This is a genomic window from Anaerosporobacter mobilis DSM 15930 (genome assembly GCF_900142955.1).
In the GTDB taxonomy this organism is placed as follows: domain Bacteria; phylum Bacillota; class Clostridia; order Lachnospirales; family Lachnospiraceae; genus Anaerosporobacter; species Anaerosporobacter mobilis.
The window spans coordinates 14175-34886 of the sequence record NZ_FRCP01000028.1; the positions used below are offsets into that span (position 1 = coordinate 14175).

22 protein-coding genes are annotated in these 20712 nt (G+C 33.7%); 2 read left to right on the forward strand and 20 right to left on the reverse strand.

Features of this window, described 5'->3' with window-relative positions; genetic code table 11:
* Positions 1-72 precede the first annotated feature (72 nt).
* From BUB90_RS21845 to BUB90_RS21875, 7 genes are all read right to left on the reverse strand, one after another.
* Positions 73-1188: a hypothetical protein gene (locus BUB90_RS21845; RefSeq protein WP_073291542.1), complete on the reverse strand. Its 1116-nt coding sequence runs from the start codon at positions 1186-1188 to the stop codon at positions 73-75.
* Complete coding sequence (locus BUB90_RS21850; RefSeq protein ID WP_073291544.1) at positions 1172-2059, reverse strand: ABC transporter ATP-binding protein; 888 nt, start codon at positions 2057-2059, stop codon at positions 1172-1174. The genes BUB90_RS21845 and BUB90_RS21850 overlap by 17 nt, the downstream gene beginning before the upstream one ends.
* A complete protein-coding gene (locus BUB90_RS21855) occupies positions 2050-2823 on the reverse strand; it encodes a hypothetical protein (protein WP_073291547.1) in 774 nt (257 codons plus the stop codon). Before BUB90_RS21855 ends, BUB90_RS21850 begins: the two co-directional genes overlap by 10 nt.
* Positions 2795-3370: an RNA polymerase sigma factor gene (locus BUB90_RS21860; RefSeq protein ID WP_073291549.1), complete on the reverse strand. Its 576-nt coding sequence runs from the start codon at positions 3368-3370 to the stop codon at positions 2795-2797. Before BUB90_RS21860 ends, BUB90_RS21855 begins: the two co-directional genes overlap by 29 nt.
* Before the next feature lie 251 nt (positions 3371-3621).
* Complete coding sequence (thpR, locus tag BUB90_RS21865; protein WP_073291551.1) at positions 3622-4167, reverse strand: RNA 2',3'-cyclic phosphodiesterase; 546 nt, start codon at positions 4165-4167, stop codon at positions 3622-3624.
* 252 nt (positions 4168-4419) lie between these two features.
* On the reverse strand, positions 4420-4965 hold the full coding sequence (locus tag BUB90_RS21870; protein ID WP_073291554.1) for a helix-turn-helix domain-containing protein: 546 nt from the start codon (positions 4963-4965) through the stop codon (positions 4420-4422).
* 105 nt (positions 4966-5070) lie between these two features.
* Entirely contained in the window at positions 5071-5433 is a 363-nt protein-coding gene (locus tag BUB90_RS21875) for a winged helix-turn-helix transcriptional regulator (RefSeq protein WP_073291556.1), read from the reverse strand.
* A gap of 346 nt (positions 5434-5779) precedes the next feature.
* On the opposite strand from BUB90_RS21875, the gene BUB90_RS21880 reads away from it, so the two are divergent.
* A complete protein-coding gene (locus BUB90_RS21880; RefSeq protein ID WP_073291559.1) occupies positions 5780-6652 on the forward strand; it encodes an SDR family oxidoreductase in 873 nt (290 codons plus the stop codon).
* Positions 6653-6830: 178 nt separating this feature from the next.
* On the opposite strand, the gene BUB90_RS21885 is transcribed toward BUB90_RS21880, so the two are convergent.
* The 4 genes from BUB90_RS21885 to BUB90_RS21900 all read right to left on the reverse strand — a co-directional run bounded on the left by BUB90_RS21885 (position 6831) and on the right by BUB90_RS21900 (position 10050).
* Entirely contained in the window at positions 6831-7934 is a 1104-nt protein-coding gene (locus BUB90_RS21885) for a sensor histidine kinase (RefSeq protein ID WP_073291561.1), read from the reverse strand.
* Positions 7931-8617, reverse strand: coding sequence for a response regulator transcription factor (locus BUB90_RS21890; RefSeq protein ID WP_073291563.1), 687 nt, complete (start codon positions 8615-8617; stop codon positions 7931-7933). The genes BUB90_RS21885 and BUB90_RS21890 overlap by 4 nt, the downstream gene beginning before the upstream one ends.
* 17 nt (positions 8618-8634) lie before the next feature.
* On the reverse strand, positions 8635-9195 hold the full coding sequence (locus BUB90_RS21895; protein WP_073291565.1) for a class I SAM-dependent methyltransferase: 561 nt from the start codon (positions 9193-9195) through the stop codon (positions 8635-8637).
* Positions 9196-9408: 213 nt separating this feature from the next.
* On the reverse strand, positions 9409-10050 hold the full coding sequence (locus BUB90_RS21900) for a lactate utilization protein (protein WP_073291567.1): 642 nt from the start codon (positions 10048-10050) through the stop codon (positions 9409-9411).
* Between the two features lie 273 nt (positions 10051-10323).
* On the opposite strand from BUB90_RS21900, the gene BUB90_RS21905 reads away from it, so the two are divergent.
* Complete coding sequence (locus BUB90_RS21905) at positions 10324-10506, forward strand: hypothetical protein (protein WP_073291570.1); 183 nt, start codon at positions 10324-10326, stop codon at positions 10504-10506.
* 137 nt (positions 10507-10643) lie between these two features.
* Here the strand turns inward: BUB90_RS21905 and mscL are convergent, their stop codons facing one another.
* From mscL to BUB90_RS21950, 9 genes are all read right to left on the reverse strand, one after another.
* On the reverse strand, positions 10644-11078 hold the full coding sequence (gene mscL / locus BUB90_RS21910) for a large conductance mechanosensitive channel protein MscL (RefSeq protein ID WP_073291572.1): 435 nt from the start codon (positions 11076-11078) through the stop codon (positions 10644-10646).
* A gap of 136 nt (positions 11079-11214) precedes the next feature.
* Positions 11215-12498, reverse strand: a complete 1284-nt coding sequence (locus BUB90_RS21915; protein WP_073291574.1) for an L-cysteine desulfidase family protein — start codon at positions 12496-12498, stop codon at positions 11215-11217.
* Positions 12499-12565: 67 nt separating this feature from the next.
* Positions 12566-13483 (reverse strand): aldo/keto reductase, encoded by a 918-nt coding sequence (locus tag BUB90_RS21920; protein WP_073291576.1) that lies wholly within the window; start codon positions 13481-13483, stop codon positions 12566-12568.
* A gap of 36 nt (positions 13484-13519) precedes the next feature.
* Positions 13520-14854 carry a Sapep family Mn(2+)-dependent dipeptidase gene (locus BUB90_RS21925; RefSeq protein ID WP_073291578.1) on the reverse strand — a complete coding sequence of 445 codons (1335 nt, stop codon included), beginning with the start codon at positions 14852-14854 and terminating at the stop codon, positions 13520-13522.
* A complete protein-coding gene (locus BUB90_RS21930) occupies positions 14847-16400 on the reverse strand; it encodes a response regulator (protein WP_073291580.1) in 1554 nt (517 codons plus the stop codon). Before BUB90_RS21930 ends, BUB90_RS21925 begins: the two co-directional genes overlap by 8 nt.
* A 30-nt stretch (positions 16401-16430) precedes the next feature.
* A complete protein-coding gene (locus tag BUB90_RS21935) occupies positions 16431-17270 on the reverse strand; it encodes a carbohydrate ABC transporter permease (RefSeq protein ID WP_073291582.1) in 840 nt (279 codons plus the stop codon).
* Complete coding sequence (locus BUB90_RS21940) at positions 17270-18160, reverse strand: carbohydrate ABC transporter permease (protein WP_073291584.1); 891 nt, start codon at positions 18158-18160, stop codon at positions 17270-17272. The genes BUB90_RS21935 and BUB90_RS21940 overlap by 1 nt, the downstream gene beginning before the upstream one ends.
* A gap of 285 nt (positions 18161-18445) precedes the next feature.
* Positions 18446-19714, reverse strand: a complete 1269-nt coding sequence (locus BUB90_RS21945; RefSeq protein ID WP_073291586.1) for an ABC transporter substrate-binding protein — start codon at positions 19712-19714, stop codon at positions 18446-18448.
* Between the two features lie 16 nt (positions 19715-19730).
* Complete coding sequence (locus tag BUB90_RS21950; protein WP_073291589.1) at positions 19731-20678, reverse strand: uroporphyrinogen decarboxylase family protein; 948 nt, start codon at positions 20676-20678, stop codon at positions 19731-19733.
* Positions 20679-20712: the final 34 nt, after the last annotated feature.

Genomic DNA, 20712 nt, shown 5'->3' on the forward strand with positions numbered 1-20712 from the left:
TTATAATTCTAGTGATTCAGTGTAAATGTGTCACATATCAATTATATTTCAATACGCCTAATCAATTATAATTTAAATTATAGTTTGCTTCTTGCTAACCTTATTATAAATAATCAACATTATAAATAAAGCTATTATACCTACTATTGTCATTACATAAGGATACGCTACTATCTTTCCAAATAAATTAAAGGTAATATATTCACCGAAAATACACTTTCCTCTAAGTAATTGAGTAAAGTTTATATTATAAACAAACCTCATTATAGTCGCTGGTAGCCTTAGCATATCGGGTAACAAAAATATTGCTAATGGTAAACCAAATGATACTAATATATTTTTAGTAAGTAATGATAATAAAACAATTAATATGCTAAATGCTATAGTTCCTAGATAACTTAAAACCAATGTTCCTATATAATATTCGTTTATGCTCATATTATATAGCGAACTAAATATATAGCTTGCAGACTTATTTCCATTTGGTAATCCCAGTGTAAATCCTCCAATATGATATAAACTACTTACAAATATAAATACCAAAGTTCCATATATCAAAGCTGAAATTATTTTGGCTGCGTTTAATTTAGTCTTACCTTTCTTTGTGCTTAGATTTAAATATGCTACTCTTGATTTATATTCTTCAGAAAAAACACCTGCTAATCCCACTACTAAGAGTATTAGCTTCATAGTTGCTGCTACATTAAAATCAAAAACAGTATTCCAATCTCCTAAATATAAGCTTTCCTGCTTATCTAAATTGGTTAGCATTTCTTTCTCTTTTAATAAACTCTCATAATCGGAGGTATCTTCTTTGCCGTTGTTTTTAAGTTCTTCCAACCTATTATCTATATCTTTTAACCCTTCTGTTCTTATATCCTTATTAACTTTAATAAAGTCACCTGAATAATAAAGCAAGAACTCCTCATCTTTGCTTAACTCTCCTTTATTATTGATCTTATTTATCGCACTTTGACGAATATCATTGATATCCTCAACTGTATATTCATTACTGATATACTTTTCTGCTAACACTTCTATCTCTTCTCTTCCATTGAACGTCTCCTTAAACTTACTATATCTTGAAAAGGGATAGATTAAAACAAATATAGATATGCCTATTGCAGCAATATAAATCAGTTTATTGTTAAATATCTTTTTTAATTCGAACTTAATTAATTCTATCATTCTTGCTGTCCTCCTTCCCAAAATAATATAAGAACAAATCCTCTAAATTTGGTTCTTGTAATACTGCCAAATCACCTGGCTTCTTATCACTAACTATTCTAACTTTAATACATTTTTCTTCTAGCCATGTATTTGCTACCTTGTACTCTTTATTTAAAATATCAATTTCATCTTCGTCTACTTCTAAAGTCCATACTCTTCCTCTTATTTTTTCTGTTAGCTTTGAAGTTGTATTCTTCTCAAGTAATTTCCCATCTTTCATGATTATTATATCATTAGCTAAAAATTCAATATCAGACACTATATGAGTAGACAAAATGACTATTCTGTTTCTAGATAGGCTAGCAATAAGATTTTTAAATCTTATTCTTTCATTGGGATCTAATCCTGCCGTTGGTTCGTCTAAAATTAATATTTTAGGGTCATTTAGTAAAGCTTGTGCTATTCCTAACCTTTGCTTCATTCCACCTGAAAATCTACCAATTTTTCTTTTTCTATCTTCTTCCAAATTAACAAGTGCTAATAACTCATCTATTTTTTCTATAGCATCTCTTTTTTCTATCCCTTTTAATGCTGCTACATAATATAAAAATTTCTCAGCAGTAAAATTACTATAAAATCCTATATCTTGAGGTAAATATCCTATTAAATCTCTATATTCTTCCCCCATATTCTTTTTATCTCTTCCGTTAACATAAATTCTTCCTTTAGTTTCATTCAACACATCTGCTAATACTCTCATTAATGTTGTTTTCCCTGAGCCATTAGGCCCAAGTAAACCATAAATTCCATTATTTAGAGTAATAGTTAAATTATCTACCGCTATTTTATCCTTAAAAGTCTTTGTTATAGACTCAAGTCTTAACTCCATGATAGTTCCCCCTCATATTTTTCTGCATAATTGTAAAACTTAGATATTGTAAGTAAAAATCCCCCTATAGAAATTGATATTGTAATAATTAATGATAACAATTTAGCTCCTTCTATAAAATTAATTATTTTCTCACCGCCTAATACTAAAGTTATAATCCAAAGAGCTGTCGTTATCATCATTGAATAATTGCTTGATACCTTGCTTGATATTACTATATTCACCAAAAATATAATAGAAATTGGCGCTATCCAAGCTGTCATAATCCTTATTAATTCACCTGATTCCTGCCCGCTACATATAAGTAAACTTATAAGCATGGTAAGTATGGTACTGAACGATAGGATTATTAATATTTTTATAACCATAATCTTGCTATAAGAATGCTTAAAACTCTTTTCTAGCTCCCACATTTTTTCTCTCTTACCTCTTTCAGCTTCATATATACCAAGGATTATTGGGATTGGTGAAATACATAATAATGTTTCATAGACAGAATAGTTTTGTTGGTTTGTAATAATAAAACCAAAAATAATTACTAACATTGATATTATCCAATACATTCTATTTACATATGTAATTTCGTTTTTAAATAATTTTAATAATTTATATTTCTCTTTTGCTCTTGGCATATATTCTCTTAATACATCAACTGTTTTATCTATCTTCTCTTCATCTACGGCTTTAGCAGTATAAGAAGTTAAAATTTCACTTATTTCTACCTCCCAAGTAGCATCATTTAATAAATCTTTTTTCCCATTCATCCTCATCACCCCCAATAACTTTCTTTAAATTCTTTATTGCGTTAAATAATCTCGATTTCACAGTACTCTCTTTATATCCTGTTATTTTGCTTATCTCATTAATCTTTAAATCATGATAATATCTAAGTATAATTGCTTCTCTTTGAAGATTCGGCAATTCATCAACAGCTTTTTTAACAGCTTTCCTTTTTTCATTTTTCTCTAAAATATCTATTACAAACTCTTTAGCTTCAATATCCAAATCCTCTATATTCGAACTTTCATTTCTCTGCTTAAAGCAATTACTCCTAAAATAATCCTTGCAATGATTACTAGCAATTTTAAGTAGCCAACTTTCAAATTTTCCATCTTCAAACTTAAACTTGTTTAAATTCCTCATCATCTTAATAAAAACCTCTTGCGTCATATCATATGAAAGGTTGTAGTCGCCAATAAATCTATAAATAAAACTTTGAACCATACTATAATTTTTCCTTACCAAAAGCTCCATTGCAGCTTCATTACCTTTTAAAATTTCTTTTATCAGTGCTTCCGAACCTTGCCCCAAATTAACTCCCCCTTTCACTAATATAACGACTGTTACTCTAAAAAGGTTTTATATTTTTTAATTATTAAATCTTATTCTATAAAAATATCTCTTTTATCTAATCAACCTATTACTTATGATACGGTATTTTTGTAAATTAAAATAGCCTTAACCAAATAATTTCAATGGTTAAGACTATAAACCTTTCATATTTCTAAAACCTTCACGTATACTATTATCTATCTACTTTAGCGAATGCAGTTGTAGAGCTACTACCCTTTCAACTTTACCTCCCCAATACTGCTATATGTCAAACTTCCATCCCTATACTCCGATTTCATGAGATTAATTGTTGTTACCTTCATACGTATTGGTACTATCATTTTTGCAAATTCTTTTTCATCAAAATTAGAATTCATTCTACATCTTCGTCCAAGTGTAATATGTGGCTTAAACGGCTTATCATCTACTAAAAATTCATTTGCTTTTAATCCTTGAATTAACGATTGTTGTAACTTGTCCAGTGTTTCATTTTCACGAATTCCACACCAATATAGGAACTCCCCTTGATTGATAAATTTACCTAATCCGCCTATTTCTATCTCAAAAACATCGAACCCAAAAGCTGTTTGATTTATTATCTTCCTTATATCATGAAGTCGATTTGAAGATACTTCTCCTAAAAACGCAACAGTCAGATGAAGATTTGAGATTCTAGTAAAATTACCACTTACCGCTTCTTTACTTAAATCCTGTATTGCTTTATATAATTGCTCTTTTACTTCTGGTGTAAAATTAATTGCTATAAATAGTCTCATGTTAATCACCTCTTTCCTAAGGTGTTATCTTATCTTTGTTTCTTAATGTTACTTTTTATTTATATATTATAATCATAACTTTAATATTGACATCATATGCCCCCACTACTCATTTTTTATCCTATATTATATTAACAAAGCAATGCACTTAAAGTCACCCATTATTTGGATTTTTCCATAAAAAAGAAGCCAATCAACCAACCATAAACCTAAGGTCAGTTTATTGACTCCAATAGTTATAAATACAGTAAACTACTCTTTATCTATTTTTACCCTTAACATTTCATTTTTTACTTTAATTGCATACTTCAATTCATATGCTGGTTCACCCAGGCTAATAGCTTCTACAATTTCCTCCATTTCCTTTTTTATATTTTCTTCATCAGTATACCAACCAAGTACAATTGATTTTTCTCCCCATATTGCTCCGCTATTAACACCAATCAACCAATATTTTGGCTCATCATCTTTTGCTTTATACATCACATGTGATGCTAAAACCTTATAGCAATTTACAATTGATTTTCCATCATATGATTTAATCGTAATTTTTCCGGTTGGTACAATTATATTATTAGCTTTATTCCTTTCGATTGACTCTACCTCGCCTAACATTAGATAGTCTAAGGATACATTAAGTTTTTTAGACAGCAAAAGTAATTTTTCTATCTCGGGATAACCACTTCCCTGTTCCCATTTAGAAATTGCTTGTCGACTTACCCCCATTATTTCTGCTAATTCCTCCTGTGATAAATGCCTTTCTTTCCTTATTGACTTTAAATTCTCCGCAAAGCTCATAATTACAAACCTCTTTTCTTAATTATTATGTTAAAATTATAATAATTTTTGCATATAGTTAACACCAATCTGCATTTGCATATTTGCAACCTGAGGTTGCAGTTGTTAGGATAATTTACTATTTAATAAATCTTTTCCCAATACCTGCATTGCTTCTAATATAGGCATAAATTTTTTCCCTTGATCTGTTAATGAATACTCCACTTTTGGTGGTACAACTTTATAAACTTCTCTGTGTACAAGCTTATCTTCCTCAAGCTCTCGTAATTGTCTAGTTAAGATTCCTTTTGAGATGCCTGGTAACATTCTCAATAATTCATTAAATCGAATTATTTCATTTTGACTCAAATGCCACAGTATAATGATTTTCCATCTTCCTGCTATAACATTTTGAGTAACAGTTAATGGGCAAATTTCTTCCTTTAAATCCTCTGAGATAGGTTCCTCTCTATAGCTATAGCGCGCCATATATTACTCTCCTTCCTTCTAGGTACTATTTAGGCTATTACGAAACTCTTAGTAATGTCGACAAACATATCAATGTGTTTTATGTCTACCTTTACCATTTCCCTGAATTGTGTAAACGACCCATACAATGATTTTTATTGTATGGGTAAGTAACACAATTTTAAGAGAAGTGTAGTAGGTAGCCTTAAAACACAGATATGTTGTCGACATGGAGAAGAGTTTCGCAACAGCCCAAGGTACTATTTTTGTGACTAGGTTATAAAATAATGCCTACTTGTAAAATCATTCCCTAAGAATTATTATATACGAAAATATATAAAATAAAAACAAACTTGGAGGATATAGAATGAGAATTTTAGTAACAGGTGCAAATGGTAATTTAGGATCAAAAATTGTTGATAGTTTATTACTTAAAACCTCAAAAGAAAAAATTATTGTCGGTGTTCGAGATATACAATCTGAAAAATCACTTAACTACAAAGAACAAGGTCTTGAAGTTCGTGTAACAGATTTTGAAGATCAAGAAACACTAACATCAGCGTTTCAAGATGTAGATCGCGTATTCATCATATCAACTTTCGGTGATTTTGAAACGATCATGCGTCAACACTCAGATGCGATAGAAGCGGCTAAAAAAGCTGGTGTAAAACAAATCGTTTATCCAAGTGTGGTACGCGCGGATGGAAATGATTTCTATCTAGCGGCTATGCACCGAGCACGTGAAATAGCTTTAATTGAATCAGGTATTCCATATGTTATATTACGTAATAACTGGTATGTAGAAAATGAACTAGGAACAATACAAGGCTGTATGTCTGGTGCTCCTTGGGTAACTTCCGTTGGTGATGGAAAAATCGGCTGGGTATATCGACCAGATTTAGCCGAAGCAACCGCTAATGTATTAATAGCTGATGGTCACGAAAATCATATCTATGAATTATCTGGTGAAAACTTAACACAGAAACAATTTGTTGATACTTTAAGCGAAGTAATAGGCAAAGATATTCCTTTCATTGAGGTAGATGATGCTTCTTATCAGGAAATGCTAAAAAATTCTGGGGTCCCTGAAGCATATCTGCCAATGTTAGTTATGAATCAAAAAGGTGCACGTGAAGGTGGCTTAGAAGCTATGCATACAGATTTAGAATTCTTATTAAATCATAAACCTACATCTTTAAAACAAGCCCTTACAATCCTCTTAACAAACACAACTAAATAACTGGTTAGGGTGTCAAAGCTAATTTTGTTTTCGTCAATTTGTTCAGATTTTGGTTCTAGTATAGAGCAAATTGACGAAGACAAGTTTTACGAGAGGCAATGGCACCCTAACCATAACTCAAACTTCGAACTTGAAGATTTCGAGGATTAGCTATACATTGCTGACGTGTTCAGATAGTTTACCTTAATCCCCCCACATTACAGTTAATAGGTAATTTAATATTTATTGTGATTATCTCTCCATCGCATTCAGCCTCAATTTGCCCATTATGAAGTTCTACAATTTTTTTAGAAATTGCTAGGCCCAGTCCTGATCCTTCGATATTACTTGACCTTGATAAATCAACCCTATAGAATTTTTCAAACATTCTACTTAATTTATCCTGCTCTATATATTCACCTTTATTCGATATTGATATTACAACATTATCTCCCTTATTATCTGCCTTAACGATTATATCTGATGGTTTGAAACTGTATTTTTCTGCATTACTTAAAATATTTTCAAATACTCTGACCATTTTTTCAACATCAATCTTTACTGGTAGTTCTGCATCAGAGATCTGTGTTACTACTCTTAATTCTTTACTTTCAAACATAGGAGCATATTCTCCTACTAATTGATTAAGAATTGGGCATATATCCACCTCCACCAAATCCAAAACAACTTCCTTACTTGACAGTTTTGTATATTCAAATAACTCATCGATTAATTTTTTTAACTTTATAGAAAGATTGTAAGAAGAATTCAAATATTCCTTTTCCTCTTCTTTGGTCCTAAACTTTTCATTTCTTAAAATATCTAAATATGCAATAATTGGTGTAAGTGGTGTTCTTAAATCGTGAGAAACATTTGTTATAAGCTCTGACTTTGTTCTTTCTAACTCTCTCTCATACTCAAATTTATCTTTTAATTCTTTGGACATGGAGTTTATGTTTATGCATAACTCACCAAGTTCATCCTTACCCTTAACTTCAAGGTTTTTCCCTAAATTCCCACTAGCAATAAGATTTACTTCTTTCGCTATATACTTAATATACTTTATATGCCTGTTTGACATTAATAAAAAACACATCACAAAAAATAAAAGAGCTGATATTAAATATATTGATATCAAAAAATTACCAAACTCTACATCTATATTATCTTCATGTTTCATAAAATAAGGAACAAGAAAATACCAAGCTATAGTACCAAGATAAACTATAGTTAAAATAAAACTAAACACGATCTCGGTCAAAAGCTTTAATTTTAGACTTATAATAATGTTGAATTTTTTCATATCTTATATCCAACTCCCCAAACAGTTTTAATATAAATCGGCCTTTTAGGATCTTCTTCTATCTTTTCTCTTATTTTAGTAATATGAACCATTAACGTATTATTAGACTTGTAAAAATCCTCCCCCCATACTCTTTCATAAATCCTATCTATACTAAAAACAATTCCTTTGTTGCTTGCAAGAAGCTGTAATATATCAAATTCTTTAGGAGTAAATCTAACATCCTCATCACCTACAAACACTTGTCTTGTGTCAGTATTTATAGTTAAATTCCCAATTTCAATAATATTTTTAGGAGTTCTTGACTCCGTGGTATACCTAGTGTACCTTCTTATCTGAGACTTAACCCTTGCAATTAACTCCATTGCACTAAAAGGCTTGGTAATATAGTCATCAGCCCCCGAAGATAGACCTTGAATCTTATCTAAATCTTCTGATTTTGCTGATAGAAAGATTATTGGCATAATACTATCTTCTCTAATTTTCATACAGACTTCTGTACCATTCATACCAGGCATCATAATATCCAAAAGCACAAGGGCAACTTCATTTTCAGCTATAAGTTTTAGGCCTTGTTCACCATTTTCTGCTTTAAGTATTTCATAACCCTCGTTTTCCAAATATATACCTATAACTTTTCTTATTTCTGCATCATCATCAATTATTAGAATTCTCTTTGACATAAACTAGCTCCCTTCTATTAAGAATTCTTACATTTCAAAACATAAGCGGGCGGCACATTAAGTACAACTCTATCTAGTTCTATTTTTTTAAAATGAGCTGCAATAAATTCTTTCTTTAGAAGAGTGTACTGAAATGTTATAAATAATCCATTTTTTTTTAATATGGTTTTTGTTTTCTTTAAAATCATGTTTGAAACATTCTTAGGTAGGCTAGCAAAAGGTAATCCTGAAACTACATAGTCAACATTCTTAATTCTATACTTTTCTAGATACATGTCTATATTTTCCGCAGAGTCATTGATTACTATAATAGTATCATCTTCATGATATATCTCTTGTAGATGCTTACAAAAATCTTTATTGTATTCTAATAATAATAGTAAAGTATCTTTCTTTTTTCTTTCAACAAGTTTCTTAGTAAAAACTCCTGTACCAGGACCATACTCAACAATACATCTTGAATTTTCAAAATCTATATCGCTAATCATTTTCATTGCCAGTCTTTCAGAACTAGGAGCTACTGCGCCTACAGTCCTTGGTGCTCTAAGATATTCTAATAAAAATTTTATATGCTTCATACTAATTTCTCTCCTGTACTTTTCAATCAAGAACTTTAAAATGTTCTATTTTTGATAATTATCAGGCTTTAGTATAAATACTAAACATTAAAAATCTATTTGGAAATATCTTAAGAATTCTTAAGTTTAAAAATCCAATTATAATTGACAAGGGCTTTTGCTCCATAGCTGATTACTCAACTCCATTAAATAAAAACATATGCACCGTCTACTTTAAAAACCCAAATTCTCTCCAACGATTATAACCTTTATTCTTCCTTTAATAAATTGACCTTTAATAACCACAAAATCATTACAAATTCTATTCGGACTTTTGCAATCAATGCAATATCCGAGTTTTGCACAAGGTGTATCTTTATTTAATCTTTTTGCATCAATTGGTGCCGCATATTGCCTTACTCTCATCTCTGCTTCTTCTAAGTTTTTAACAATTTTATTAATACCAGCTACAATTATAACCTGTTTCGGACCATACAGCATTGGAGCAACTCTACTTCCATTCCCATCTATATTATATAATTCACCATTTTCAGTTATTGCATTTGTACTACTAATAAACGTATCAGCAGAAAAATTCTTAATATATATCTCTCTTTTTTCATCCTTTGTTAGCTTTTCTTCATATTTATCTAAAAAATTGAAACTTCCATCTCTCAGAAAGTCTATTATTTTAGTTTCAAACAGGGTCATTGAGTCCCCTACACCAATAGTAGAACCTTCTACTATAAATTCTTTTATTTTCTGAAATAGCTGCTCTGTATTATTAACATAATACCCTTCCATGTTACGACTATTTAGGTTCTTTATAGTCCGCTCAATTTGTTTCTCAATATACCATGCAACGTTCTCGTCCATATTTATATGCCTCCTAGCGTAAAATAAAAATATAGACAGTTTACTACCATATCTAACTTAAAGTCAACTATCTATGAAAACCTTTAATAATTAGCATTCACTCTCTTCCTTTTATTGTATATTAATAGTCACATCTTACTCAAAATAAAGTATAAAATAAAATGCTATACTTATTTGTAAATATAGCATTTTATTGATGGTTTACCATACTAAAACTAATATATTAACATTACAAACTGGAATACTATTAAAGAAACAGAAAGGAGATTTAATATGTCAGATCCAAGAAATCCCAAAGCAGTTCCTACGAAATCTTCGAGATCCATTCATAATAATGAGTTTGGAAATATTCCTATGGAAGACAATTATGATGATGGTGATATCCCAGAAGTTGATCTCCCAATGAACACAGAATATCAATTCCACAACCAAACACTGAAAAATTTACTTCGATAATACTATCCTTTCATATTAAAACAAATGAGCCTACAGAAACGTAGGCTCATTTGTTTTCTAAATAAACACAATTATTAAGTTTTTCGTTTATCTATTCGTTTGCGTTAATAGATTCATGGGATTGGTACATTAAAAAGTCATTCAGATTTTGATTCCTCAATGGCTTCCAATTCAGAAGTACAGTGTGGGCAACGAGTTGCAGCAATTGGAATATCTGAATAACAATATTGGCATTTTCTAGTTTTGGGAGCTTCTTCTTTCGGTTCCTTTTCTTTTCCTATATTAGATAACCTATTGATTGCCTTCAAAAATAAAAATATAACTAATGCCATGATAATAAAGTTAATCACAGCTGTCAAAAAAGAACCATATCGTATTTCCACGCCGCGTACCGTTGCAACCATAGCAGTGAAATCTGTCTTGGCAAACAAGCCAATCAAAGGAGAAATCACATCCTCAGTCAAAGACTTAACTATCGATTGAAATGCACCACCGATAATAACACCAATTGCAAGATCCATTACATTTCCACGTAATGCAAATTCTTTGAATTCTTTTAAAAATTGTTTCATATTCACCTCTTCTTACGTATCACACATTAATAAAATCGGTTTCCGTTTCCTACCTTATGATACCACATATTGAATTAGGTGTAAAATAATTATTTGATCTACAACCGTGTTACCACTTAATATTTCTATTTCGTTATCATACATCTGCAATCTTATCAATCATAAGGTTCAAAATTGTAACATCTGTGGATTTCATACCTACTTTCCCAATGTAACCAACATTTCGTATTGTCTCTTCCACATTGTTCTTTACAATTCCATCCCCCGGATGGAAACAGAGATTTTCTTCTCCCAAAAAGTGAGCCATAATAGCCGCTTCCACTGCTGATGCGATTTTAGCTGCACAAGAGGATTTTGCACCATCACAGACAATTCCACCTACATTTGCAATTGTATTGGTGATGGTTTTTGATATCTTCTGATAGTCTCCGCCGTATAAATAGGTAATTGCTGCTCCTGCTCCACAAGCTGCACTAACAGCTCCACAATAAGCAGATAAGCTACCTATGAACTTCTTCTGGTGAATGGAGATCAGATTGCTCACTACTAGGGCGCGATACATCTTCTCTTCGGGAATATTGAGACTTTCCGCAAACTCCACAACGGGAAGAGAACAGGTCATTCCCTGATTACCACTTCCCGAATTAATAACAACTGGCATGGAACAGCCGTTCATTCGTGCATCCGATCCTGCCGCGGCTCTAGCCCTTGCTCTGACCTTGATGTCATCTCCGTATATATTTAATAAGGTTCTACCCACCTCTGCTCCGTAACGGTTTTTTAGACCTTCATCAGAAATGGCTTTATTCATTTGTATCTGTCTTCCTATGACATCTCTTATCTCATCAATGTCTACTTCATCTGCAAATCTTAATATGTCCTTTACATTCAAAAGAGACTTATCTCCCTGTACCTGAGAATTAGACTTATCCTCTTGTAATTCAAAAACTACTTCATCGTCTTTCGTAATACGTGTTATTCTCGTATGCTTATCCACGATGGTAACTTCAGCAGAATGACTTCCCTTTGTTAAGCGTGCACATATGTAAAGATTTTCGACACCCTCTTCCAAAAAGCATTCGCAAAAGTTTTCTTCTAACAATTCATGTGTTCTTTTAATATTCTCCGGTGTAACACTTTCCAAAACTTCCAGTTTCCTAGATGGATCTCCGCCTGTTACTCCTAAAATAGCCGCAGCATCAATGCCTTTGAGCCCTCCTGAATTTGGAACTGTAACACCTTTAATATTCTTAATAATATTCCCACTGCATCGAATCTCCATATAATCCGGAAATTCACCAAGCACTTCTCTTGCCTTTGAAGTCGCATAAGCAAGCGCAATTGGCTCTGTGCAGCCAAGAGCCGGAACCAATTCTTCCTTTAAAATCATCAGATAATTCTGATATAATACTTTATCCATATTCAATCCTCTTCATCTTATTGTGTAAGAACAGTTATTTTCAGCTATGCAAAAAGTAGTGTTATCTTTATGGAAGCATTTTCCCAGCTGCCAAATATAATTCATACCATTCTTCTCTTGTCAAATGAATATCCGAAGCTTTACAAATATCTTTAATTCTATTTTCATTCGTACTCCCCACAATCGTTTGAATACGAGCAGGATGACGCAAAATCCATGCTATTGCAATTGTATTTGCAGTAGCATCATACTTCTTAGCAAGACGATCCAAACTTTTGTTTAACTCCGCATATTTATCACTTCCGATAAAGGTTCCTTCAAACATTCCATACTGGAACGGAGACCATGCCTGAATTGTGATATCTTTTAATCTGCAGTATTCCAAGACACTACCATCACGATTAACTGCTGCGTCACTGTGAATGTTTACGTTCAAACCAGAATCGATAATACCACAATGTGCGATACTAAACTGTAACTGGTTAATCAAAATCTTATGATTGCAGTATTTATTCATCAGCTCTAACTGCATGGAATTCTGATTACTTACGCCAAAATAACGTACCTTACCTGATCTTTCCAATACCTCAAAAGCTTCTGCTACTTCTTCCTCTTCCATCAATGTATCTGGTCTGTGAAGAAGTAGAATATCAATGTATTCTGTGCGTAGTCTTTTTAAACTTCCCTCTACAGATTCTATAATATATTTTTTAGAAAAGTCATAGCAACAACCTGGACGAATTGAACATTTTGTTTGCAATATCATCTCTTCACGAAGATTGCTTGGAACACACTCTCCAAATATTGCTTCCGCATCTCCACCAGCATAGATGTCAGCATGATCAAAGAAATTAATTCCCTCTGCCATTGCTGTATCAATAAGGGAGCGAACTTCCTCCTTTCCCTTTAATCCATTAATTCTCATACAACCAAGTCCGATTTCTGGAACTTGTATTTTCCCATTGCCTATTGAAATTGTTTTCATATGAATCCTCCTATCCGTACATCTCTCTGTACAGCATCATCTTTTATTTAATCTTTGCAGTGCGCGCACATAAATTCTCACAGCTTTTTTTAAGTTTGTAATTGACTGTGCCTCATCAGCGCAGTGGCATTCTCCATGACCATTCGTTAAACCAAGTTCTGTATACTCTACCTTAAGACCAGGCCCGAATCCTACCGCATTCGGAATCTTTCTGGCATACGTTCCGCCACCCATAACATATGCTGGTTTGTCATCACCGGTCTCTTCTCTATACGCATTCATCAGTTCTTCTACGAGCGGATGACTGGGCTCGATATAGTTCGGTGGATTATCTACTATTTGCGTAACCTTAAAGCCCTCTTTGTTAACATAGGCTCTTAATTTATCTAAGATTGTCTCAATATTAACCGTTACCGGATATCGAATATCCATACCAATATGAATGCATTTATCCTGCATTGAAATTACTCCAGGATTACAAGTTAATGCACCAGATACTTTATCTTCGCAGGCAATTCCAAGTCCGGTTCCGAATCCATCACTACATATTTCTTTCAAAAAATCTGCTACTCTTCTCTCATTGGTACCAATATCTAATTTTTGCAGTTTCTCACCTAATACGCCAATAGCGTTTTTTGTTCCTTCTGGGAAAGCTGCATGACCTGAAACTCCTTCTGCTTCAATACAAACTGTTTCTGTCAATTCTCCATTCTTAAGAATAGCTTGGGCACTTGAGGGTACACTGTTTAGAGCATTTCCTCCATCTAAATTAAGGATATTTCCCTCCATCTTTTCCGATTTTATATGCACATGACAGATGCCTTTTTCTCCATGACATACTGGAAATCCACAATCTGCGATAAAGGACCAATCCGGTGCTTTTTGATGTGCTAGATAATAGGTAACATCATCCATGCCACTCTCTTCATTACAGCCAAAAATCAAAGAAATCTTGACATTTGGCTTTATTTTCTTTTCCTTTAGGTATCGCATTGCATACAGTACCGCTATAAGTGGTCCCTTATTGTCTTGTACACCTCGCCCAATTATAAAGTCTCCTTTTCTAGTACAGGAGAAAGGCTCATAAACCCAGCCGTCACCAGCTGGCACTACATCGAGATGTCCCCAAACTGCAATTTCTTTGTCTGCTTCACCAAAGCTGATTCTTCCACAATATCCATCACAATTCAGTGTTTCGAAACCATACTGTTCTCCCATGGAAAGCATTCTCTGAAGCACTTTGGCACAATTCTTACCGTAGGGGAATTCATCCTCATCCAAGTTCGAAACACTTGGTATCTCTACAAGTTGTGCAATATCTTCTAAAAACCCTTCTTCCAAATCGTTTAGCCATTGATCCAGTTCAGCCATACTTGTTTGAATCCTTTCTCTTCTTTGACTTTTCCATCTGAATCCAGTCACGATATTTTTTAGGTGTCATCCCCGTATCCTGCCTGAAAATCCGAATGAACTGGGAGGTATCATTATATCCTGACATCGAAGCTATCTCCGTAATAGATAGCTTACTACCTGTAAGAAGCTTCTTAGCATGATCCATTCTAAGTCCTCTTAACCAAGTCGAAAAACTGATTCCTGTTTTTTCAACAAATGCATGGCTTACATAGGTCGGATTCATGAATAATACTTTCTCTGCCAGCTCTTTTACTGTAATATCTTGATTAAAATGTACCTGCGCATACTCTGTCATCATAGCTACCACATCTCTAGTGCTCTCTTCACCAGCTTTTTCACTCAACTTACAGATATTCCTTCCGATTGACTGAAAATAATTCTCCATCTCATCAAGATCAGAAAAATCCATAACACTCGTCCTGCTTTCTCTCAGACGAAGCTGGTCATCTCCACTAATTTGCAATGCCCGACGCATGATAATACTAATTTGTGATAAGAGTAATTCTAGGTAGTCTATTTTTATCCAACCTTGTTCTCGCACTTCTTCAAATATCTGTGTCAGAATGTATTCCGTCTTGCTCGTATTTTTCCTTTCCAATGCATCCTTAAGAAGCGTCTCCTTATCTTTTGACAGGCAATAGCTTTTCAGCATATCCTTATTAATCTGGCTACCAGTGATAAGCTGCCCTTGAATAAATATTCTATATTCCAATAATTCCATCGCTTCTTGATATGCTTCCTTAATTCTCTCGGGCTCGGTATATTCCCCACTCACACCAATATAAACTTCGAAACCAGCATCAGTAAAGATACGTAGAATCTTTCTTGGGATAAAGAAATTTTCTCTAGTAATATTAATTACTAATGTCCATACCTTCCCTTTTGTTTCTACAAAACGGAACCCCGTCCACATTTCTTCTCCTAATATATTCCCAATATTTTGTAAGATATCTTCCTTATTTATCTCCTGATATCTAGGTAAAAAGATTGTGAGTACCTGAAATTTATGAAATACCTTTTGAAACATATTTTGTTCTATAAAATCAGGTTCTCCATCATTTTGAATGCACTTTAGGATATACCGAGTTGTTATATCCTTACCGGTCATCATTATTTCCCTTTTCTCTGTTCGACTTTTATTCAGAGATTTATCGATGCACTCTTTGAGTTTTTCATCCTCGATAGGTTTTAGAATATAATCACATGCTCCGTCCTTTAGTGCCGTTCTGGCATATTCAAACTCCGAATAGGCACTAAGCATAACAACTTGAGCTTTCGGATTCTTCTTCTTAATAACCTTTAAAAGTTCTAAACCATCCATCTTTGGCATCCGAATATCAGTAATAACAAGATCAGGTAGATACTCACAATAGATTTCGAATCCACGTTCTCCATTTGTCGTTTCCAAAATTTGAAATTGTTTTTGCACATCATATTCTTTAATTTTTTTAATCAGTGATTGCCTTGCATATTCTTCATCTTCAACAACTAAAATAGTAATCATTAGAATTCTCCTCTGCAACCCGGGAAAATATTAACCTTTCACAGACCCTGCGGTCAAGCCTTTGATGATATATTTTTGGCCCATGCAATATATTATTAACATTGGTGCCATTGCCATTAGGTAAGCCGTAAATGCCATCGTATAATTAAATGAATATTCTGTCTTAAAGTTATACTGGAATAATGGTAATGTCCAAATATCCTGAGACCTGTTTAACATAAGTAACGGCAACATAAAATCGTTCCAGATCCATAATGTATCCATGATAAGAAGTGTAGCAATCATCGGCTTTACAAGTGGTAGTATTATTTTAACATAGGTCTGAAATACGTTACATCCGTCAATGTGTGCTGACTCTTCAATTTCGTAGGGAAGTCCTTTAATATAATTTACAAAAAGAAATATTCCCTGTGTCAAGCTAAAAGCTAGATATAGAATAATCAACCCAGTATGATTGAGCATGTTAAGACCTGTCATCATCTTAGTAACTGGCAACATAATAACCTGTGAAGGAATAAACAATCCCATTAATAAATAGTAATAAATACTTCTATAATACTTTTTATTAAAATTTCTTGCAATAGCATATGACAAAGAAGGTACGAATATTAAAATTAATCCCACTGATATACAGGTAATTTTAAGCGAGTTACTTAAGAAGACCCAATAATTACTATTCGAAAACAATTCAATGAAATTCGTAAAATTCAAACTGGATGGTAGAGCAAAGAAATTCTTTCCTGCTTCCTCTAACGTTTTAAAGGAGTTGATTACTACTAGATATAATGGGCATAAAATCAGAATGAGTCCGCTAAGAACCAAGATATTTCTTAAAATTCTCCATCCCAATCCCTCTCTTTTTAATTTCATCAATCATTCCCCCTTTTACTGGTTAGTTTCAACTGTGTCAATGAGAATATAGCAACTACAACAAATAAAAGACACGCCTCTGCATTGGCTGTAGAGAATTTGAGATTCTTAAACGCATCATTATATATAAGAATACCTATTACTTCTGTAGAACGCACCGGTCCACCACCAGTAAGTGCATATGGGAAATCGAAAGAAGTAAATCCCTGCTTGATGATCAGTACTAGGTTTATCGTTACTGTAGGTAGTATGTAAGGCAATGTGATATATCTGAATCTCTTAAAAAGCGTTGCACCATCAATCTGTGCAGATTCATACTGTTCATCTGGAATTTGCTGTAATCCTGCTATGAAAATGATAGTAGGAAGTGCCACTGCCTGCCATGCATGAACAAATACTACTGCAGGTAGTGCCGTTTTCCCGGTCATTAAAAGACTTTGGGAAAGCCAATCGATTCCTAATGCCTGCCCGATTACAGGAACCACCCTATAATACATCTGATCCCAAATTAAAGCGATTGTCACACCACCAATCATGGCTGGTACAAAAAATAAAGATTTTGTAAATGTTTTAAACCACTTTAAGGAATTCAGTGAAATAGCAAGTGTAAGAGAAATCGAAATAACACAAACTACAAGCATAACACTATATAACAAGGTTGTTTTCATAGAATTCCAAAAATACGGATTTTTTAATAATGAAATATAATTTTTAAATCCAACGAAATCATAGTTTTGGGCCATACCATCCCAGTTTGTGAAACTATATCGAATGCCATTAATGACAGAAAACACATAAAAGAACGTATACAGTAATACTGGTATTATCGTAAATCCAAAGTAGGTTGCTCTTGAGGATGTTGCCAACCTGTTTGGTTTAAATTTCTTCATCTCATCATTCCTTTCTCTGAAGAAAACTTGTCATTGCTCAAAATGTCTTTTATTAAAATAGCGGAAGTATCGTGTACACTTCCGCTATCCTTTATTACTATTCGGAATTATTCTACAAGGAATTATCGTAACTATTCAGGACTCTGTCCTTCATAGTCACAAACGATGCACACAAATTGCAAAAAACGCAATTTGGCGCAATCAGAACTCGGGATTTTTATGCAAAAAACGCATAAAAACACCTCGCGGAATAGCGGTTCTGAATAGTTACGAATTTATTACTAATTATTCTGCGGATGTTACTGCGATGGATTCATCCATATTCTTAAGAACTGCTTCTACATTTTTGTCAGCCCAGAATCCTTGTACTACATTGTACAAGTCTGAAATAACGTTATTACTAACTGTTGATGCCATCCAATCATGTGTCTGTCCATTGTTAATGAGTTCGACCATAGGCGCAATTCCTTTGTCGTCATTAACAACTCCATTGATACAAGAAGGTGCTCCATCATTGTCACAGAACGTCTGTGCATTCTCTGTTTCTGCTAGATACGCTAAGAATTTATACGCAGCAGCTTTTTCTTCATCACTTGCTTTTGCAGATACACAGATAGCGGCATCAATACCAGAAAGCGTACGTGTTGTTTCTTTCGTATCGTTTGGAAGTGGGAATACGCCTAGTTTCATGTCCGGATTACTAGATAATAATGTACCTCTTGCATAGGAACCTGTAATGCACATTGCATACTGTCCATTTACAAAGTTTTCATAACAAGCAGTATCAGAAAGTGCTAGTGCATCCTCATTTGCATAAGTAAATAATGTTGCCATTTTATTAAATTCATTTGTAAACTCTGGGTCGCCTTCAAGTTTGGCCTCTCCAGCTGTAGCTTTTGCTATGGTTTCAATTCCGTTTGGTGCCCAAGCAACGGTTGCACATTGGAACATGTGACCTACACGACCAGGATCTTTACCATGGAGACCCATTGGTGTAATACCTGCTGCTTTTAACGTTTCACATACATTTACGAATTCTTCCCATGTCGTTGGTACAGTTAATCCGTTTACATCAAACATATCCATATTGTAGTAAACACCTATGTAATTTCGGCTATAAGGTAATGCATAATAACCGCCATCGTCCTGCTTTGTCATATCTAGAGAGGACTCATTCACATTCTTAAGGAACTCTTGACCAGAGAGATCCTGAACGTATCCATTCGCTACCTTCTGTTTAAACTGTTGCTGTGTAGGATAATCGGAGAAGATAACTGGTATATCGCCAGATGAAATTCTAGAGGTCAGTACTGTACCAGGGTCTGGAACCGTATTCATCTCAATTTTAATATCAGGATTTTCTGCATTAAACTTATCAATAATAGTCTTATACCCCTTCTGTGGTCCCTCTTCCCCTTTTTGTTGGAAGAATTCGATGGTAAGTACATCCCCTTTGGTTTCACTCGTAGAATCTCCTGTTCCTTTTTTACTACATGCTGCTAAACTGGTGACAGTGAGCATCGCACATAATACTAGTGCTAACTTCTTTTTCATGATTCTTACCTCCTGTTTATTTGTGGTAGTTATGAGCGGCGTCAACCGCAGCTTTTATATAATCTAGGCGGATGTTTTCTCCTTGTATTGTACAATCCGCACCAATCATAATTCCAGTGGTTCCAAATCTGTCTAAGATTAACTTAACTTCTTCTTCAATCTTCTCTTTCGGTCCTTTTAAAACATTTCCTTTGTTATCCATACCACCAAGAATACCTGCATGAAAGAAGTCTCTACCTCTCTCTAAGCTGTATCCATTATCCTTCACCGACCAGTTCACTAAATCAGCTGGATAATCTCCAAATCGATCGATATGTGTTTCAAAATCATATTCTGGTTCACCACATATATGTAGAATATTATATTTTCCATCTATTTGTTTTGAAACATTGAGAACTTGAAGATCAAAAGGCTTTACAAGCTCTTCCCATTCTTTCTTTGTAAATCTTCCTAGTTCACCATACTGAGCAGAATAGTAAATTCCATCCGCTCCTATCTCAAGATACCCTTTTGCCCATTGCTCCAATCCGTCTGCAATAATCTTGATACCTGCAATGACTGCCTCTGGAGCTTCTTTACTATACTTCATAAGAACATCTTCACCAAATGCGATAGATGCGGCTTTAAAAGGTCCAAACATTGTTTGGATTAAAAGTACATCTTCGCCTGCTCTAGCACGAATCCCTTTGATAACAGCCGCCATCTTTTCAAACTCTTCTGAATCCACACCTTTGATTTTAATGTTGTACCAGTCCTGTGCGCAAGTTATTTTTCCGCTAATTGGGTAACTATAATCTTGCATTATTTTGATGATATCCATTCCCGTTTCATTATAGAGTTTCATGTGGGCATCTATCATCTCTTCTACAGTGTAATCAGAGCTATAATGAAACCAAAACCCTGCTGGAACATAATCTACTGGTTCCCCTTTTATCACTGCTTGTATTCTCTCTACATTATTCATTTTAACACCTCTCCTATCTGTGTATTACACACCC

Coding starts and splice junctions, on each gene's coding strand:
- BUB90_RS21845 (WP_073291542.1), bottom strand. CDS start 1,188: ATGATAGAATTAATTAAGTTCGAATTAAAAAAGATATTTAACAATAAA.
- BUB90_RS21850 (WP_073291544.1), bottom strand. CDS start 2,059: ATGGAGTTAAGACTTGAGTCTATAACAAAGACTTTTAAGGATAAAATA.
- BUB90_RS21855 (WP_073291547.1), bottom strand. CDS start 2,823: ATGAATGGGAAAAAAGATTTATTAAATGATGCTACTTGGGAGGTAGAA.
- thpR (WP_073291551.1), bottom strand. CDS start 4,167: ATGAGACTATTTATAGCAATTAATTTTACACCAGAAGTAAAAGAGCAA.
- BUB90_RS21870 (WP_073291554.1), bottom strand. CDS start 4,965: ATGAGCTTTGCGGAGAATTTAAAGTCAATAAGGAAAGAAAGGCATTTA.
- BUB90_RS21875 (WP_073291556.1), bottom strand. CDS start 5,433: ATGGCGCGCTATAGCTATAGAGAGGAACCTATCTCAGAGGATTTAAAG.
- BUB90_RS21880 (WP_073291559.1), top strand. CDS start 5,780: ATGAGAATTTTAGTAACAGGTGCAAATGGTAATTTAGGATCAAAAATT.
- BUB90_RS21885 (WP_073291561.1), bottom strand. CDS start 7,934: ATGAAAAAATTCAACATTATTATAAGTCTAAAATTAAAGCTTTTGACC.
- BUB90_RS21890 (WP_073291563.1), bottom strand. CDS start 8,617: ATGTCAAAGAGAATTCTAATAATTGATGATGATGCAGAAATAAGAAAA.
- BUB90_RS21895 (WP_073291565.1), bottom strand. CDS start 9,195: ATGAAGCATATAAAATTTTTATTAGAATATCTTAGAGCACCAAGGACT.
- BUB90_RS21900 (WP_073291567.1), bottom strand. CDS start 10,050: ATGGACGAGAACGTTGCATGGTATATTGAGAAACAAATTGAGCGGACT.
- BUB90_RS21905 (WP_073291570.1), top strand. CDS start 10,324: ATGTCAGATCCAAGAAATCCCAAAGCAGTTCCTACGAAATCTTCGAGA.
- mscL (WP_073291572.1), bottom strand. CDS start 11,078: ATGAAACAATTTTTAAAAGAATTCAAAGAATTTGCATTACGTGGAAAT.
- BUB90_RS21915 (WP_073291574.1), bottom strand. CDS start 12,498: ATGGATAAAGTATTATATCAGAATTATCTGATGATTTTAAAGGAAGAA.
- BUB90_RS21920 (WP_073291576.1), bottom strand. CDS start 13,483: ATGAAAACAATTTCAATAGGCAATGGGAAAATACAAGTTCCAGAAATC.
- BUB90_RS21925 (WP_073291578.1), bottom strand. CDS start 14,854: ATGGCTGAACTGGATCAATGGCTAAACGATTTGGAAGAAGGGTTTTTA.
- BUB90_RS21930 (WP_073291580.1), bottom strand. CDS start 16,400: ATGATTACTATTTTAGTTGTTGAAGATGAAGAATATGCAAGGCAATCA.
- BUB90_RS21935 (WP_073291582.1), bottom strand. CDS start 17,270: ATGAAATTAAAAAGAGAGGGATTGGGATGGAGAATTTTAAGAAATATC.
- BUB90_RS21940 (WP_073291584.1), bottom strand. CDS start 18,160: ATGAAGAAATTTAAACCAAACAGGTTGGCAACATCCTCAAGAGCAACC.
- BUB90_RS21945 (WP_073291586.1), bottom strand. CDS start 19,714: ATGAAAAAGAAGTTAGCACTAGTATTATGTGCGATGCTCACTGTCACC.
- BUB90_RS21950 (WP_073291589.1), bottom strand. CDS start 20,678: ATGAATAATGTAGAGAGAATACAAGCAGTGATAAAAGGGGAACCAGTA.